Source organism: Bradyrhizobium sp. McL0616 (assembly GCF_049993385.1).
GTDB lineage: Bacteria > Pseudomonadota > Alphaproteobacteria > Rhizobiales > Xanthobacteraceae > Bradyrhizobium.
This window is the reverse complement of sequence record NZ_CP188255.1, coordinates 4,184,991-4,200,411: the sequence shown is the minus strand read 5'-3', so window position 1 is coordinate 4,200,411 and position 15,421 is coordinate 4,184,991. Positions and strand designations below refer to the sequence as shown.

The 15,421-nt window shown below is 60.9% G+C and carries 14 protein-coding genes; 5 read left to right on the top strand and 9 right to left on the bottom strand.

Translation table 11 applies throughout. The annotated features are described in order from the left end of the window. Nucleotides 1-197: 197 nt before the first annotated feature. Nucleotides 198-944 (top strand): SDR family NAD(P)-dependent oxidoreductase, encoded by a 747-nt coding sequence (locus ACPPVR_RS20435; RefSeq protein ID WP_426615929.1) that lies wholly within the window; start codon nucleotides 198-200, stop codon nucleotides 942-944. Nucleotides 945-992: 48 nt separating this feature from the next. Next, a complete protein-coding gene (locus ACPPVR_RS20430; protein ID WP_426615928.1) occupies nucleotides 993-1,736 on the top strand; it encodes an SDR family NAD(P)-dependent oxidoreductase in 744 nt (247 codons plus the stop codon). A gap of 196 nt (nucleotides 1,737-1,932) precedes the next feature. Here ACPPVR_RS20430 and ACPPVR_RS20425 read toward each other — a convergent pair whose 3' ends face one another. Together ACPPVR_RS20425 and ACPPVR_RS20420 are read right to left on the bottom strand one after the other, a co-directional pair. Then, a complete protein-coding gene (locus tag ACPPVR_RS20425) occupies nucleotides 1,933-2,388 on the bottom strand; it encodes a VOC family protein (protein WP_426615927.1) in 456 nt (151 codons plus the stop codon). A gap of 297 nt (nucleotides 2,389-2,685) precedes the next feature. After that, the gene (locus ACPPVR_RS20420) at nucleotides 2,686-3,201 is read right to left on the bottom strand and encodes a GrpB family protein (RefSeq protein WP_426615926.1); all 516 of its coding nucleotides are present in this window, start codon (nucleotides 3,199-3,201) and stop codon (nucleotides 2,686-2,688) included. Between the two features lie 479 nt (nucleotides 3,202-3,680). On the opposite strand from ACPPVR_RS20420, the gene ACPPVR_RS20415 reads away from it, so the two are divergent. Further along, nucleotides 3,681-4,988 carry a patatin-like phospholipase family protein gene (locus ACPPVR_RS20415; protein ID WP_426615925.1) on the top strand — a complete coding sequence of 436 codons (1,308 nt, stop codon included), beginning with the start codon at nucleotides 3,681-3,683 and terminating at the stop codon, nucleotides 4,986-4,988. Nucleotides 4,989-5,045: 57 nt separating this feature from the next. Here the strand turns inward: ACPPVR_RS20415 and ACPPVR_RS20410 are convergent, their stop codons facing one another. Continuing rightward, nucleotides 5,046-8,405, bottom strand: coding sequence for an adenylate/guanylate cyclase domain-containing protein (locus ACPPVR_RS20410; protein WP_426615924.1), 3,360 nt, complete (start codon nucleotides 8,403-8,405; stop codon nucleotides 5,046-5,048). 249 nt (nucleotides 8,406-8,654) lie between these two features. Next, nucleotides 8,655-9,608 carry a hypothetical protein gene (locus ACPPVR_RS20405; protein ID WP_426615923.1) on the bottom strand — a complete coding sequence of 318 codons (954 nt, stop codon included), beginning with the start codon at nucleotides 9,606-9,608 and terminating at the stop codon, nucleotides 8,655-8,657. A gap of 172 nt (nucleotides 9,609-9,780) precedes the next feature. Between ACPPVR_RS20405 and ACPPVR_RS20400 the strand changes: the two genes are divergently transcribed. Together ACPPVR_RS20400 and ACPPVR_RS20395 are read left to right on the top strand one after the other, a co-directional pair. After that, nucleotides 9,781-11,487, top strand: coding sequence for an adenylate/guanylate cyclase domain-containing protein (locus tag ACPPVR_RS20400; RefSeq protein WP_426615922.1), 1,707 nt, complete (start codon nucleotides 9,781-9,783; stop codon nucleotides 11,485-11,487). A 290-nt stretch (nucleotides 11,488-11,777) separates the two neighbouring features. After that, nucleotides 11,778-12,140 (top strand): hypothetical protein, encoded by a 363-nt coding sequence (locus tag ACPPVR_RS20395; protein WP_426615921.1) that lies wholly within the window; start codon nucleotides 11,778-11,780, stop codon nucleotides 12,138-12,140. Nucleotides 12,141-12,190: 50 nt separating this feature from the next. Here ACPPVR_RS20395 and ACPPVR_RS20390 read toward each other — a convergent pair whose 3' ends face one another. The 5 genes from ACPPVR_RS20390 to ACPPVR_RS20370 form a co-directional block, all read right to left on the bottom strand. Next, nucleotides 12,191-12,598 carry an MAPEG family protein gene (locus tag ACPPVR_RS20390; RefSeq protein ID WP_426615920.1) on the bottom strand — a complete coding sequence of 136 codons (408 nt, stop codon included), beginning with the start codon at nucleotides 12,596-12,598 and terminating at the stop codon, nucleotides 12,191-12,193. Then, complete coding sequence (locus ACPPVR_RS20385) at nucleotides 12,595-13,098, bottom strand: hypothetical protein (RefSeq protein ID WP_426616143.1); 504 nt, start codon at nucleotides 13,096-13,098, stop codon at nucleotides 12,595-12,597. The genes ACPPVR_RS20390 and ACPPVR_RS20385 overlap by 4 nt, the downstream gene beginning before the upstream one ends. A gap of 76 nt (nucleotides 13,099-13,174) precedes the next feature. After that, complete coding sequence (locus ACPPVR_RS20380) at nucleotides 13,175-13,912, bottom strand: SDR family NAD(P)-dependent oxidoreductase (protein ID WP_426615919.1); 738 nt, start codon at nucleotides 13,910-13,912, stop codon at nucleotides 13,175-13,177. Nucleotides 13,913-13,954: 42 nt separating this feature from the next. Further along, nucleotides 13,955-14,305, bottom strand: coding sequence for a hypothetical protein (locus ACPPVR_RS20375; protein WP_426615918.1), 351 nt, complete (start codon nucleotides 14,303-14,305; stop codon nucleotides 13,955-13,957). Between the two features lie 267 nt (nucleotides 14,306-14,572). Beyond that, the gene (locus ACPPVR_RS20370) at nucleotides 14,573-15,400 is read right to left on the bottom strand and encodes an NAD(P)H-binding protein (RefSeq protein ID WP_426615917.1); all 828 of its coding nucleotides are present in this window, start codon (nucleotides 15,398-15,400) and stop codon (nucleotides 14,573-14,575) included. Nucleotides 15,401-15,421 lie beyond the last annotated feature (21 nt).

Genomic DNA, 15,421 nt, shown 5'->3' with positions numbered 1-15,421 from the left:
CGGCCGATTGCGCTTGCAAGCGCGATAGCCCCCGCGAGCTCGGCTCGGATTTCAGAACAGTTTCGGAGTAATTCACCGTGATTTCAGGACGGCTGGCTGTCGGGCCCCTATGAATTCATCCTCACTGATTGCGGAAATGCCCGAAAAAATACCAAAGCGGCGGCGGCGCAGACTGCGGATCGATCGAGGAGTTCATGATGGTCGGATGGGTTGTGTTGATCACTGGAGGACTGACGGGCATCGGCCGCGCCGCTGCCATCGCTTTCGCGAAGGATGGCGCGATCGTGGTCGTGGCGGGGCGGCGCGAGGAAGCCGGCGCAGAACTCGTCAAGCAGCTCCGCACGTTCGGTCCGGAAGCCGAGTTCATCAACGCGGACGTCCGCAAGGAAGATGACGTTCAGGCGATGATCGACAAGACCATCGCACGGTTCGGTCGCCTCGACATCGCCGTCAACAACGCCGGCATCGAGGGCACTCCTGGTCCCCTGACCGAGCAAACCCCCGAGAGCTACGCGGCGACCTTCGATACCAACGTGCTCGGCGTGCTGCTCTGCATGAAGCACGAATTGCGCGTGATGCGATCGCAGGGCTTCGGCAACATCGTCAACATCTCGTCGACCATGGGCAGCCGTGGCGCGCCGAACGCATCGCTCTACGTGGCCAGTAAACATGCCGTCGAAGGGCTGACCAAGTCCGGCGCGTTGGAGGCTGCTGCTTTCGGCGTACGCGTCAACGCCGTTGCGCCCGGACCGGTCGACACCGCCATGCTCGATCGCTTCACCGGCTCCAGTGAGCGCAAGGCGGGCCTGCTCGCAGGTGTCCCGCTCCGGCGAGCCGGCAAACCCGAAGAGCTCGCGGACTCCATACTGTTCCTCGCGTCCGACAAGGCTTCGTTCATCACGGGCCAGATCATCGCCGTCAACGGTGGACGAACCGCCAGTTGATCGGCGCGGCCGCGATCTCTTTCTCAACCCAACAAAGGAAAAACGACAATGTCAAAAAAGCTGGAAGGCAAGACTGCACTCGTCACCGGAGGTTCTCGCGGCATCGGCGCCGCCATCGCCAAGCGGCTCGCCGCTGACGGCGCCAGGGTCGCGATCACCTACGCCAGGGGCGCAGACGCCGCCGCTTCCGTCGTCAAGGCGATCGAGGGCGCGGGCGGCAAGGCGATCGCGATCCAGGCGGATGCCACCGACCCCAAGGCCGTGCAGGCCGCCGTCGACAAGACCGTCGGCTTGCTCGGCAAGCTCGACGTGCTCGTGAACAATGCGGGCACCGCAATCCCGAAGAAATTCGAGGAAACCACGCTGGAGGAACTGGACCAGGTGATCAACCTCAACATTCGCGGCGTCTTCATCGCCACAAAGGCGGCGCTGAAGCAGATGAAAAATGACGGTCGCATCATCTCGATCGGCTCGTGCGTCGGCGAGCGCATGATGACGCCGGGACTGGTGCCCTACTCGGCAACGAAAGCCGCGATCCGGATGTTCACGCAAGGGCTCTCGCGCGAGGTTGGCGACCGCGGCATCACCGTCAACAACATCCAGCCCGGCCCGATCGACACCGATCTCAATCCGGCTGCCGGCGACTGGGCAACACCGCAGAAGGCGGCGACCGCACTCAACCGCTATGGCAAGGTGGAGGAAGTGGCGGCGCTGGTCGCCTTCGTCGCCAGCCCCGAGGCGTCCTACATCACCGGCGCGAACCTCACGGTGGACGGCGGCACCAACGCCTGATCGCTCGGGGCGGCCTCGATAGTGCCTGTCGATGCCGCCCTGCCCGTGAAGGCAGAACATCGACGTCGGTCGTCGTCGATGTCTGCCAGGGTTCAGCAGATGACAGGATGGTGCGATGCCGGCGATTTCCAGGACGGCTTCGTCGGCTTCGAGCCCAACAACGGAAGTCGCGAGGTTATTCGATCATCTCGTCGAGTTAGCCGTAAGAGACCCCCGGATTGCTTTGCCCAACTTCTATAATATAGCCGTCAGGATCGCGAATGTAGCAGCGTGTCTCGCCGTACTTGGGCTTCGGCTCCGTGATGAACTCGGCTCCACGACTTCGCCAAAGTTCATAGCACGCTTGAATATCTGCAACCCTAATATTCATGAAGCTGCTGACTAGATCGGGATTGGCGGGGACGCTGAGCGTTACCGATGGTTTGTCGGGTGTCGGACCGCCTCCGGGGTTAACAAGGAGCCAGGTGTTTGCGATCTGGATGTACCCCGGCGCGCCGCTGCTGTCACCTCTGCTCAGAACGAGACCTCCGAAGACCGTCTCGTAAAATCGCAGCGATCGCTCGACGTCGGCGACGGTGAGAAAGTGCGCGACAGTAAACCCATCCCGCGGAGGCATCTGATAGCTTTTCTGCTCGACTTGTACTTGGGTCATTTATGACCTCCAATTTGGATATCGTATTTCCCAGTTAGCCAGAAGCTCATGCACCTCTCACTCTAGAGGGGTTTGCTTTCGCGCTTACGTCGTCGGGCGTCACAAATTGTTTCTGCGCCGCGCGGTTCCGCTTTGCGGTCTGCGTGCTAGCGGTGATGAAGAAGGAGGCAGCTCAAGCGCCACGATCTGCTTACGCTGCATCGTTATTGTGTTCCGAACGCCCCGACGGTTCTGATAGGGAGGCCGCCTCGAAATATCCGCCAAGGGCCAGAAGTTGAGCGCCACGAGCAGACGTCGCTACGTCATTGCCTTCCGCATCACGCTTTCGACGTAAGCCGATTTGCCAGCGGTATAAGCCTCCCGATCTGCCGGATGTTCGGAGGCAAGTTGTCTTTTGAGACACTCGTACGCCGTCGCCTCCGCTGGATGTACCCTCAAATAATCCCTAAAAGCGAGGCGCTGCCACATCTCTCCGCTCAGCTCCGTGACATGCACATGATGGGAACGCTTTGCGCCGAACGGCGGCATGCCCCTAACGAAGAACATCCGGTCCTTCTTGGGATTGTCGGCCCAACAGACGTAGTCAAGCTTTCGGAGCGCATCGATAAAGACGGGGCCCGCGACGGCCAGCGAGCGAACAGCGATCAGGATATCGATGATGGGCTTGGCGGATAGGCCGGGGATTGACGTGCTTCCGAAATGCTCCAGCCCGACGATCAGCGATGGATCGAGGATGGCCCGTAACTTCCTGGCTTCTTCATCGAACAGGCGGGGCCATCGGGGATCGTAATCGACGATCTCGACTTCATCCATGCCCGTGTCTCCACAATCGCCCGCCCAGACCTACGACAAGCGGCGTTTGCGGTCGAGCACGCCCGCAGGATGTCTCTTCGGCCAATGGAGCCAAGCAAGTCCGCTGGGGTCAAGCGCCGACTTCGATCAGAGGCCGCCGAACCACCGCTTTGGGTCGTCAGGAGCGGAAGTCGCCATTTGGACAACAGGCACGCTGCCATGGTCGGCAATCAATATCGTACGTGAACTAGTTCACAAATGGACGAGCCAGACCGCGATACGCTAACCGGGCTCGTGGCCGACGTGCGCCAGCGGGATCAGCAGGTTCGAGATCGAACGTCGACGTCCAACGCTCCGTCGCATGTATCATATTTCTCAGCTGGCTCTATGAGCTGCCAAATCTGGCCGATGGCATTCTGTGCGGCCTAGAGCCCAAGAACGACCAATCTCTTCGCGCAATTCAGAAAGTTGTTTGGAGAATAAGCTGCACGATAAATCAGATGGAGGATCCGATGGTGAAGAGAGCGATCACGCTTGGCGGTGGGGGTCCGGCAGCAGGGCTGCATATCGGGGTTCTGGAAGCTCTCGCCAACGCAGGAATAACTTTCGACGTGTGGGCATTGTCCTGCATCGGCGCCTGGGTTGGGATCGTCTATAATCAGTTCGATAAAGTCCCGAATGAATACAGGGCGGAAAAGACCTATCAATTCTTCAAGAATGGCGTATTTCGAGACGACGAAGGCTACAAGCGCTTTCCGATCAACACGGTGTTCGGCGCGGATTGGCTTAGCATCGGCAAGTCCATGACCAAGTTCGTGGCGGATTCCAATACCTACAAGGATTTGTGGGACCCGCGGGCGATGATGAATGCCGTCAGGGAGTCCATGTCGTTCTGGTTCGGCCAACAGCCTGATGCAAACGGCGGGAAGAAGTTCGCGATCCCTGACGAGGGCGACATCAATAGATGGATTCTCAATCAGGTGCTCGCCCCCAATCCTTTCGTTCGCTATGCCACGTCGATGATGTATCTGTCCCATGTGACCGGCCTCTCCAGGATCAACTATCCGCAGAGCCAGTTCATGAAGAGCATCAATTTCGACGAGCTGAACAAGCCCGAAAAGCCGTTCATATTTCACAACGCCTGGAATCTCGACGATCACAAGCTCGCGTTGTTTTCCAATCGTCCGATGCAGAACAGAGATACCAGGAATGAGTACAAGGTGCCTATCAGTGCATCGAGCCTGTGTGCGTGTTCAGCCCTTCCCTTCGTGGAAGAAACGGTGAAGATCGATCGAGTCACCTACTGCGAAGGGGCACTGGTCGACACGGTCAACTTCGAGAGTTTGCTCCAGGAGCACCATAGGCCGCCAAACGACAAGCTGGACGAAATATGGGTGAGCCGCATCGTCGATGCGAAGCAAGTTCGCAAACCGGAAAACCTTCATGATGCGCTGGCAAATCTCTGCCAGTTGTTCGCAGCGACCGTTGGCGAAGATGACGTCCGGCTCTTCAAATATCATGTGCGCTACGACGATCCGGATGGGCGGGAGCGGTGGAAAGGCACAATCGTGGAGATTCATGTGCCCGGGCACATCAGCTTCAAATGGAATCACAGCAACCTGGATGCGGGTCGCAAGTTGGGGAAGGCCGCCGCGGAACAGGCCATTGAAGCATACAACGAGCATGCGAGACGAAAGGCGCATGCCGGTCCACATTTCGTAAATGAGGATCCCGCGAAAGACCATGCGAAGGAATGGCGGGGGGTGCAGGATACCTATCAAGAATGTCAAAGGCGAATGACTGCGTAGGCAGGTTGGCCTTGCAACCTGCTGAGTTACGTCACCCTATCTGTAGTCCAGCCAGAACTACCGCAGCCGGTCGAGCGACGCCTTTGCCTGCTTGAAGTCCCGTGTTTCAAAACCCTCGGTGAACCAGGCGTAGATGGGCGCGAGCAGGTCGAACGCTTGCGGGTGCCTGCCCTGATCGATCCACAATGCGGCAAGGTCTGTTGCAGCTCGAAGCTCGAGGGCCTTGGCGTGCTGGCTTCTTGCGATTGTCAATGCGCGCTCGAGCAGTAGTTGCGGCTCGGTGCCGGCTTCCGATGCGCCGCGGACGAGCAACACACGCGCTTTCAGCCGGTACAGCTCGGCCTCAAATATCCGTTCGCTGTTGCGGCCGGTCGTGGCGAGGCCCTGTTCGATCAGCTCCAGCGTAGGTTCGAATTGATGGCTCGACAACAGGGCCTGTCCCAGGAGCACGTACAGTGCCGTGATGCCCAGCTGATAGCCCGCGCCACGATATTCATTCATCGCAGCTTGGATTTCCTCGAGTGCGGCGGATGAGGGATCCAGAAAGGTGGCGCTTATCCCCCGGACGGCGCGCGACAATCCTCGCCACTGCCTGAATGCGTGCTCTTCCGACAAGCTCAGACAACGGTCGGCGTAGCGGTGCGCCGTCAGGAACTCGCCCCGAAGCGCGTGGATAATGGACGCATAATAGGTCGCGTAGGCCTGGGAGTGCGGATGATTGATGGCATCTGCGCGTTCGATGGCAGCATTCACACGTGCGAGCGCCGTATCGGAGTAGCCCAGCAGTAACAGCGCCCATGACATCAGAGCAAGGTCGGCCACGCCCGCATCCTGCCCGGCGGCCCGCGCCGCCAATCTGTCCTGCTCGCTGCTCGCCTCGAACGTCTCGAAGGCCCGTTCGATCACCTCGCGGGCGCCTGTGAGATGTCCCATGAAAAGGCGAATCATGCCTTGGCCGCGCATCGCGTTGAGCAGCGTCGGTCGATCGTGACGCGCTGCGGCGAGATCGAGCAGCGCCGAGATCATTTCCTCGGCGACCGGCAGCTCACCACGAATGACGCTCGCTGTGGTCAGCCAGAACATGATCTGCAGTTGTTCGGGGGGATCGGTGAGGCGCTGGCACAGCGCGCGTGCACGCGCGAAGGTCGCCACTGCCTGGGGCGAGGCCGGCCCCAGGGTGGCGATCAGACATGGTCCCAGCTCGAACTGAAAATCAAGCTCCAGCCTGTCCTTCGCCGCGCCGTCGGCCAGATGGGCCAAGACCTCGATGCCCTTTCGCAAATGCGCGATGGCTTCGAGGTTGGCGGAACGCATGGCCGCCTTCCTGCCTGCTCGGAGCCAATAGTCCCTGGCCTTGTCGAACAGTCCCGCCTCCGTCAGGTGGAGTGCGAGAGTTTCGGGTTGAGCCTCCACGATTTCCGGAAACCGTTGCTCGAACGCATCGGCTATGGTGGCATGCAGCGCGGCGCGCCGGCTCTTCAGAAGTCCCGCTTCGGCGGCGTCCCGCACCAGCGCATGCTTGAAGGTATAGACCGCCCGGGGTATCTCGCCCCGGCAGAATATCAGCTCCGCCCGAACCAACTGGGCAAGCGCCTCCTCGAGCCTCTGCGCCGGCAACCCGGCAACAGCACTCAACAGTTCGTAGGAGAACTCGCGCCCGACGACGGCGCCGATCTGGGCCACGTCCTTCACCGGGGCTAGTCTGTCCAGTCTCGCCATCAGCGATGCGCTCAATGTCGTCGGAATCGCCATCGGGGGAAGCGGATGGCTGAGCGTGTAATGGTCGCCCTGCTCGTGCAACAGCCCGGTTTCGAGCACGGCTTTCGTCAACTCCTCGACGAACAGGGGCACGCCATCGGTACGGGCGAGGATCTGGTCCATGACCTCCTCGGGAAGCGTCTTGCCCGCCGTGACACGCTCGACCAGTGCCGCCCCGTTGCGGCGGTTCAGCCGTGTGAGCGAGAGCGTCGTCACATGAGCATGGCTCGGCCAGGGCGGCGTGAACTCCGGTCTCGCGGTGATGAGCAGCAAAACGCGAAGCCGCGGCACCTTCTCCAGTGTGACCGTGAGCAGCTCCAGCGAAGTCGGGTCCGCCCAATGGGCATCCTCGAAGATGACAAACACCGGCTGCCGCGCCGCCAATGCGTCGAGCTGGTCGAACAACGCGGCAAGCGTCATGTCCTTGCGGTTCCGCGGACTGAGCTCGGGTAGGCGGTAGCGGTTGCTGACTGGCAGCGACAGAAGGTTGGCCAGGGGCGGCACGACACGGTCCGCGTTACCACCTGAGCGCAGGAGCAGAGCCTCGAGCTTGGCAAACTTCTCCGTCGGCGTCTCGCCTCGCTCGAACCGGGCGGCGCGTTCGAGGTTGGCGATGAAGGGATGCAGCGCACTGTTGGTGTGATGCGCCGAGCAGAAATGGCGCACCGTGATGTGCTGTTCCACCTGCAGCCGCTCCTGCAGCGCCAGTGCTAAGTGCGACTTGCCGATACCTGGCTCGCCGATGAGAAGCACGACGCAGCCTTCGCCTGACGCAGCATTCTGCCAGCGCCGCAACAGCAGCTCGATCTCCTCGTCTCGCCCGATCGGTGGTGTTAGTCGAGTCTTGTGCTGCGCCTCGAAGCGGCTTTCCACGCCGCTGATCCCGAGCACCTGCCAGGCAGGTATAGGCTCCGACCATCCTTTGAGCGTGACGGGCCCGAGATCGAGATATTCAAAATATCCTTCCGTGAGCTGGTGCGTGCTCTCGGCGATCAGCACCGTGCCGGGCTCGGCAAATTGCTGCAGGCGAGCGGCGAGGTTCGGTGTCTCGCCAATCACCGCCTGCTCCTTGGCGGCGCCTTCGCCGATCAGGTCACCGACCACGACCATGCCGGTGGCGATTCCGATGCGGACCTGCAGCTGGGTGCCTATGTCCGTCTCGAGGTTGGCGACGGCATCGACCAGCGCGAGCCCGGCGCGTGTGGCCTGCTCGGCATCGTCCTCGTGGGCCTGGGGATAACCGAAATAGGCGAGGACGCCATCCCCCATGTACCGCGCAATGATACCTTGGCTCCGCGCGATGATCTCTGCGATGCAGGCATGATAGGCGCGGATGATCGCGCGCAGATCCTCCGGATCCAGTCGTGCCGAAAGTGCCGACGAGCCCACCAGATCGCAAAACATGACCGTGAGCTGGCGTCGCTCGGCGCTGTCCCGCGGCGCCGGTCTGTCGGCCGCTTGAGCCGATACGGGGACGTCACCCTTGAGCTCCGCGATCACGCGCAGCAGCTTGCGCCGGTGCCCGAGCAGGACGCCGAGGTCCTTGAGGTCCTGCTCCGTGAGGTCGCCAATGACGGAAAGGTCGATGGCATTCTCGGCGAAACGCTGCGCGTATTCGCCCAAACCGATCGATGCGAGCCACTCTGCAGTACCTGTCATGGGATACCTATGGCCTATGCGATGAGAATAGCACATTGGAATAGCCTGCGAAGGCGCATCTGTCGCCAGAAGCGCAGATCGCCGGACCTCTCGCCCAATTGAAAAGGCTCCGGCGAAAACTGGACGCAGCCAAGCGATGTCCGCTCAGGGTCAAACTCGGACTCATGCATCGCAGCAGATTGCCCCTCGATGCGCAGCCAGGCAGCGACGGCGGCACGGTGAGGCCGTTGGCGGCATCAACACTGATGATCAACTCAGCGTTGGCAGCTTGCTGCTGTTTGATGATGGGACACCCGCTTGCCGTTCCTTCGCTTCGTAGTATTCAGCTGAGAACTTAATTGACCATCGCGCGAAGAACGAACGCAATTCCTGAGTGGGCTTTTCGACGCCGAACTGTTCGGCGACATGCGCCTCGCGCAGCCACCTCACCGCCGATGTAAGGCCGGCGGTGCGCTCGAGCCTCTCAACCCCAGCGATTCCGGCGATCTCTGCCTGCCGATAGCGAAAGCCGACTTTTCTGATCACATACAAGCGCTTGATGATGTCGTAGCCTTTGAGGACGAGCTGAACGAGTGGATGTTTTTTGGCCTGCGGCCAGGCTGCCGGATAGACCGGTAGCACCAAAAGCTTGCTCTTCGCGATGACCGTTGCGAGCGGATGCAACAGTTGCATCCAGGCTGGCAAGGACGCGACCTTGGCAAACAATACCGCGTGCATCGCCGTTGCAGCCCCGAAAGAGATTGGCAGCCAAAGTACCGCGCACAGGATCACGAGCAATGCGGTGTTCGGCGTGAGATGCCGGCATTTTCTGAACACCCATGCCATGCCGCCTTCAAACGATTTATGTATAGCTTGTTCGAACGCCCGATAGCTAATCTTCCGCCGGACCCACAACCAGTTTCGGCGAATCGATCTGGTCCATTGTCGACGCTTCGCCTCGGATAGGGGAAGCAAGCGCACCGCGCCGTCTATGACAGTAACGATGACATGGCCGAGAACCCTGGCCGCGAAGAGCGGAAGCCAGACAATCTGCATCGCAAAGGGGAAGGCGTAGTCGAGCATCCGCATCAAGATCGAAAGAACGAAACGCAGGATCTTGTTTGTGGCGAGCGTGATAACAACAAGTGGGATGATAACCACATCGTCGAGGGCGCCGCGGAAGCGGCTTTCCTCGGTCCATGCCGGGTGACGACCATCGGTCACGGTGCAACGTCCGGGCTGAAAAACGGGGGATCGTGCCGGCTCAAATTAGCATATTGTAAGCTCAAGGGGGCCTTGAGTAATCAGAGGGCGTTGCTTTAGGGTTAGATGAGTTGCGGACTGCATGTCCGCCCGGTCTTCGCTTTTTGCTCACCCGTGGCGGCGATGGCTAACCATGACGATTCGTAAGAAAATCTTTCTGCTTGCAGGCATTCTGCTGGCGATTTTCGGCGCCGTCGTTGGCGTTCTCGGCTTCGCGCAAAAGCTCGACAGCGATCAGCTCGGGAACATCACGGAATATGAGCTGCCGTTATCGCGCATGGTTTCTGAATTCGATGTCCTTACCGATAGATACGAACTCGAAGTCTTGCGCGTCCTGGTATCCGATCGAGCCGATGCTGGGACGGAGCGGACGGCGATGGCCGCAGTGCGGGCAACGGCCGATGAGCTGCGCGATGCCGTCAAGACAGGTGGCGCCTTACTCCACAAAGCAACCGGCGATCGCGGCTACGACACTGAGGATCGCGTCGACCTAGCTCGCATGGCCGGCGTCCTCCAGTACATGAGCCGTGGCCTGGAAGATTTCCTCGCCGTGGGGGACGCCACGCTTGCGGCTATCTCGGAGGGACGTCGCGACGAGGCCCGGACCATTACGCTCGGCTTTGCCAAATTCGCCCAGGCGTTCGGCCCCGACCTCTCGCAGATTCGACGTGAGCTTGCCGATCTGACCGACCGGTCGGCCCGCAGGGTTCTCGCGAGGCAGCGGTTGAACACCTATTTGAGCCTCGCCCTTTTCGTTGCGGCATGCGGCATCGGTCTGGGCGTTAGCGCCATCGGATCGACACGCGTGGTCTCCGGTCTGCGCCAGCTTGTCGCAAACACGAAGGCGCTTGAACTGGGCACGGACGCCGAGCCGGTTTTGATAGCCACCCGCGACGAGGTCGGCGAGCTGGCACTCTCGTTCAACCGGATGGTCGACGAGTTGCGCGCGCGAGACCGCGTCAAGGACACCTTCGGAAAATTTGTCGATCCCAGGCTCGTCAGCCGGCTAATTGCCAGTGGCGCGGATCAGGCAGAACGGCGCAGCCTCACCATCTTCTTTTCCGACATCAAGCAGTTTACGGGCATCAGCGAGCAGCTAACCGCCAGCGCCGTCGTTCACCTCTTGAACAACTATTTCGGCGCGGTGGCCAATGTCATTCACGGCCATCGTGGGATCATCGACAAATACATCGGGGACGCCGTCATGGCGTTCTGGGTGCCGCCGTTTTCAAACGGAGACGAACATGCAAGCGATGCTTGCCGAGCGGCGCTGGAGCAGCAGGACGCGATTGCCGCTCTGCGAGAGCGAGTCCCGGAGATCACGGGAATGCGCCGCAACGCACCGGAGCTGGTGATCCGGATGGGTATTGCCACCGGCGAAGCCGTGATTGGCACCATTGGCTCGGATTCCGCTCGTTCCTACACCGTTATCGGCGACAGCGTAAACCTTGCCTCACGCCTTGAGGGCATGAACAAGATCTACGGAACCCTCATCATCATCCGCGAGGAGACTTTCCGGCTCGCACAGGGCGCGATTGAAGCGCGCGAAATCGACACCATCACGGTCGCCGGAAAAACCGAGCCAGTGCGAATTTATGAGTTGATGGGTCGCGCCGGCGAGCTCGAATCCACGCGGGACGAATTGCGGATGTTGTTCGCGCAAGGACTTGCCGCATATCGCAGCCGGGACTGGTCTGCTGCGCAGACGGCGTTCGAAAGCTGCCTGTGCAAGATTCCCGACGACGGTCCGACGCGCGTCTTTCTGGAACGAATTGCGCATTTGGGCCACGCGCCTCCGGCCGCGGACTGGGACGGTGTCTGGCGTCACGTTGAGAAATAAGAGAGCGGACCGTAACCATTTGTCCGCTCCGAGTCCCTCCCTGACGAGTCCGGGGTCTCCTCGAAAATCTGGCCCGCCCGCAGGGATTCGAACTTCTGGCCCCAGATTCGTAGCCTGGGGTTCGGCCTACATCTGCCTGGGTACAGGCTGAAACTGGCCATCGACTGTCGCGGGAGGCCAATGTCCGCCTTGGGTCTAGAAACGGACGTCCCTGAGAGCCGAAATGAAAACAATTAACGTCTGTTCGCCATACTAGACCACTGCATCACAACAGTCGGCGGGGACAATCCATGACGGCATCCAATCTGTGCTTCAGGGCCGCGATGCTCCTGTTGCTCGCTGGGATGCTATGGGGCATCCAGATGGCCATTGCCCAGGATCATTCCGCATTCCCGGCCCATGCCCACCTCAATCTGCTCGGATTCGTCGCGCTGTTCTTGTTCGGGATCTTCTATCGCTTGACCCCCGCTGCTGAAGCGCACTCCTGGGCTATCCGGCAAGTCTGGATATGGATCATCGGCACGGTGGTCTTGGCCATCGGCGTGGCGCTTGTGCACACCGGCCACACGATCGGCGACCCCATCGCAGCGGTAGGTTCGCTCGTTGTCGTCGCAGACGCGACATTGTTCACCTGGCTTGTTTTCAAGGTATGACCAGCTAAGTCGACTAACTCCCCCTGTGCGATGAATGGCGCGGCTTCAATCTATACGCCGCTCAGAAGCAATTCGACGGCAAACACCAGTGTCGCACATGCACCAATCAGAAAGGCGAAAGTTCGGATGACGGGAACGCCTGCGGCGTAAATGACATAGTGAGCGAGGCGTGCGGCAACGTATATCTGAGCAGATAGCGCGGTCGCCCTGGTGCTTACCTCGATGATTGCGCCCACCAGCACAAGCGGCGCAAACACGGCCAGGTTCTCAATCGCATTGAGGTGGGCCCGCCGCGCTCTGTCCGCCCAGGGTGCGTCCTCCGGGTAGCCGGGTCCGGGAGTGCCGATTGCGCGCAGCACGCCGTGTGTCGTCATTCGTGCGACGACGTACGGTACCCACATCATCGCCGTCGCGGCCGAGATGAGCGTCAGGCAATAAAGCTCGGTCGTATATTTCACGGTCGGAGCGCTGCAAAATGCGCCGGCCGAAACCGCACGGTGGTCAAGATCGCCAGACCCCCGAAAACGAGAAGCACCACACCCTGTACAACCACGAACGCGGGCTCTGTCTGCGTTGGCGCCCATGATTTCAACAAGGGGATTTTCAGGAAGGCCTGAATGACCAGAACGAACACGTTCAGGTACAATGACAGGATGGCGGTGACCGTAAAGATCGGACGCCAGAGTCCCAGAAGGTGCCTGCCGTAGAGCGCGAATGTCGCGAGCGCCAGCATCGCCAGCGAAATCAGCCCGACGATGTGCGACGGCAGGAGTTTTGGGACCGGAAAAAAGAAACCGGTGACGCTCGTCAATATCGTGGCAGCCAGAAAGACCGCCGTCGACCCCCGGGATGGACCGGACTTCAGCCAGCCGATCGCTGCCGTCAGGCCGGCAACGATGCCGATCAGGCTGATGAGGACGTGCAGGAGCGTGAAAGTGGCGAGACTCATGCCTATCATGGTGATGCCCAACGATTTTCGTTCGAACGGAATGTACGGCCGGGCTGCGCGGAGCCCGGCCACGGCGCAGTGAAGATCAGGATGGCTGCGGCAATCGCATGGACATCTTGGCCTGAAATCCCTTGGGATCTGCAATGAAGGCTTGATACGCGCCTCGCGTCAGCGACCCCGCAACGACCTCGTCGTTCGTGCCGGCTTGAACCGCATCGAGGGCGTCGGACACGACCTCATCCGGCGTCATGCGCGGTGGCGGAAGCCGGGCGCCAATCGCAGTTTCGGTCTGCACGGCCAGAACACCAACGACGATCGTGCCCTGCGCCGCCATCTCAGCCCGGATACTTCGCGTCACCGAGAGGAATGCCGCCTTGGAGGCCGAATAGGTCCCCGTCACCGGCAAACTGACCAGTGCCGCCATCGACAACATGTTGACGATCGCACCACCCGCCAGGGCGGGCTTGAATGTGCGGGTCAGCGCCAGCGGGCCGAAATAGTTGACATCCATCTCACGCCGCGCGGCAGAGATGTCGGGCGCCGCGATCGCGCCCTGGAACGCCGCGTAGCCCGCATTGTTGACGAGCAGAGTGACGTCCGGCGCGGTGGCGGCCGCGGCGGCCACCTGAGCAGGATCGGTGACGTCGAGCTTCAACGGCACCAGCCTCCCCTCGCTTTGCTTGAGTAGATCGGCCAGCGACGCCGGGTCGCGCGCCGCGACATAGACCTTGGCCGCGCCCCGCGCCAGCAGCGCGCGGACGAAGGCCTGGCCGATGCCGCCATTGGCTCCGGTGACGAGAGCGACTGAACCAGCGATATCCATTTGAAGTGATCCTTCCAACGACTGAGCGCTATGCGCGCGTTCTTATTTCGCGGGCTCGAGCAGACCCAGCGGCCAGAGCGGGCCGACCGGAATGAGCTGGAACGTCATCATGTCGGCCTGGCCCAGCGGCAGCTTTTCCAGCAGCGCATGCGCCTCGGCAGGATCAGTCACGTTCATCAGGAACACCGCACCGGACCCGTCGTTCTTGGCGAACCACTGGTCGATCTTCCCGGCGAGCATTAGCCGCATCGTGTCGTAAGCCTCCGACGGCATCACGGGAGGAATGGTCTGCGGCGTTGCCTTGGCCGTCCATGTGCCGATCGCCAGCACTTTCGTCGTGAGGGTCTTCGCTGCGACCATCTCGGCCGAGCCCGGAGCCTTGTTTTCTGACATTTTGATCAAGTCCTTTCCTGAGTTGGTGACGTGTTGGCGTTGTGACGTGCCAAGTGGATCTTCAGATCGCGAGGCCGCCTGCGCGCTCGGCGAGGCTGCCGTCGCGACCACTGCAAGCGCCAGGAGCGCCCGGCGACATCGGGCAACCAGTGCGCCTTGATTGAAGAGAGCTGTCATTCTTCATCCTCCTCCCGCGATTGCGGGTTCAGCGATTGTCAGGGCGGGCGTTGAGTACGTCGGCGTGGGCGCGAGCGAATTCGCCGACGGTCATCGACCTCCGCCCCGTGAGCTTTTCGACGTTGTCGTCAGCTCCGGACATGTGACCGTGCTGATAGTCATCCATGGCCCGCCAAGGTGTTGAACGATGTAGGGCGGAACCCCCATCGCTTCCAACGACCTGCAATATTCGTCGATCGGAAGATCCCGGAAGACGATCCTGCGACCCAAAGCCTCGGCCAGCTCTGCCGCCATCTGCTCGTGGTCCATCTCGACCGGACCGGAGACCGGAATGGTCTTGCCGATATGCGCTTCGGGGCTTTTCAGGAGCGCTGCAATGACGCGCCCCTGATCATCGGCAGCGATCGGCGAATGTCGCCCCTTGCCGACGGGCATACGGAGAACGCCTTGCTGGAGATACGGGAGTTGCCAGGGGTAAAGCAGCCATTCGAGAAAATAGGTCGGGCGCAAATGGACGACTGGCACGGCGGACCAGTTCAGCACCTGCTCGGCGATGAAGCTGTCGCGGCAGGAATGGCTGGTGGAGAATCGATTGGCGGAGCGCTGCGACAGGTTGATGATGGTCGAAACGCCGGTCTCTTTGGCAGCCTGGGCGAAATTGACGGTTGCATGGATCAGGCCCGGTGCGACGGGCCAGACCAGATAGGCGGCGTCACGACCTTTCATGGCGGCATGGACGGTGTCGATCTCGAGAAGGTCGCCAAGCACGACCTCCGCGCCCAGCCGCTCCAGCGCATCCGACCGCGAGTCCTTGCTGTGAACCATCGCACGAACATCAAGTCCGAGCGCGATCGCTTCCTTTACGGCGGCGCGGCCGGTGTCTCCCGTGGCGCCCGAAATCGGGACTTTTCTGCTCATGACAGCGGATCCTTCGATGTG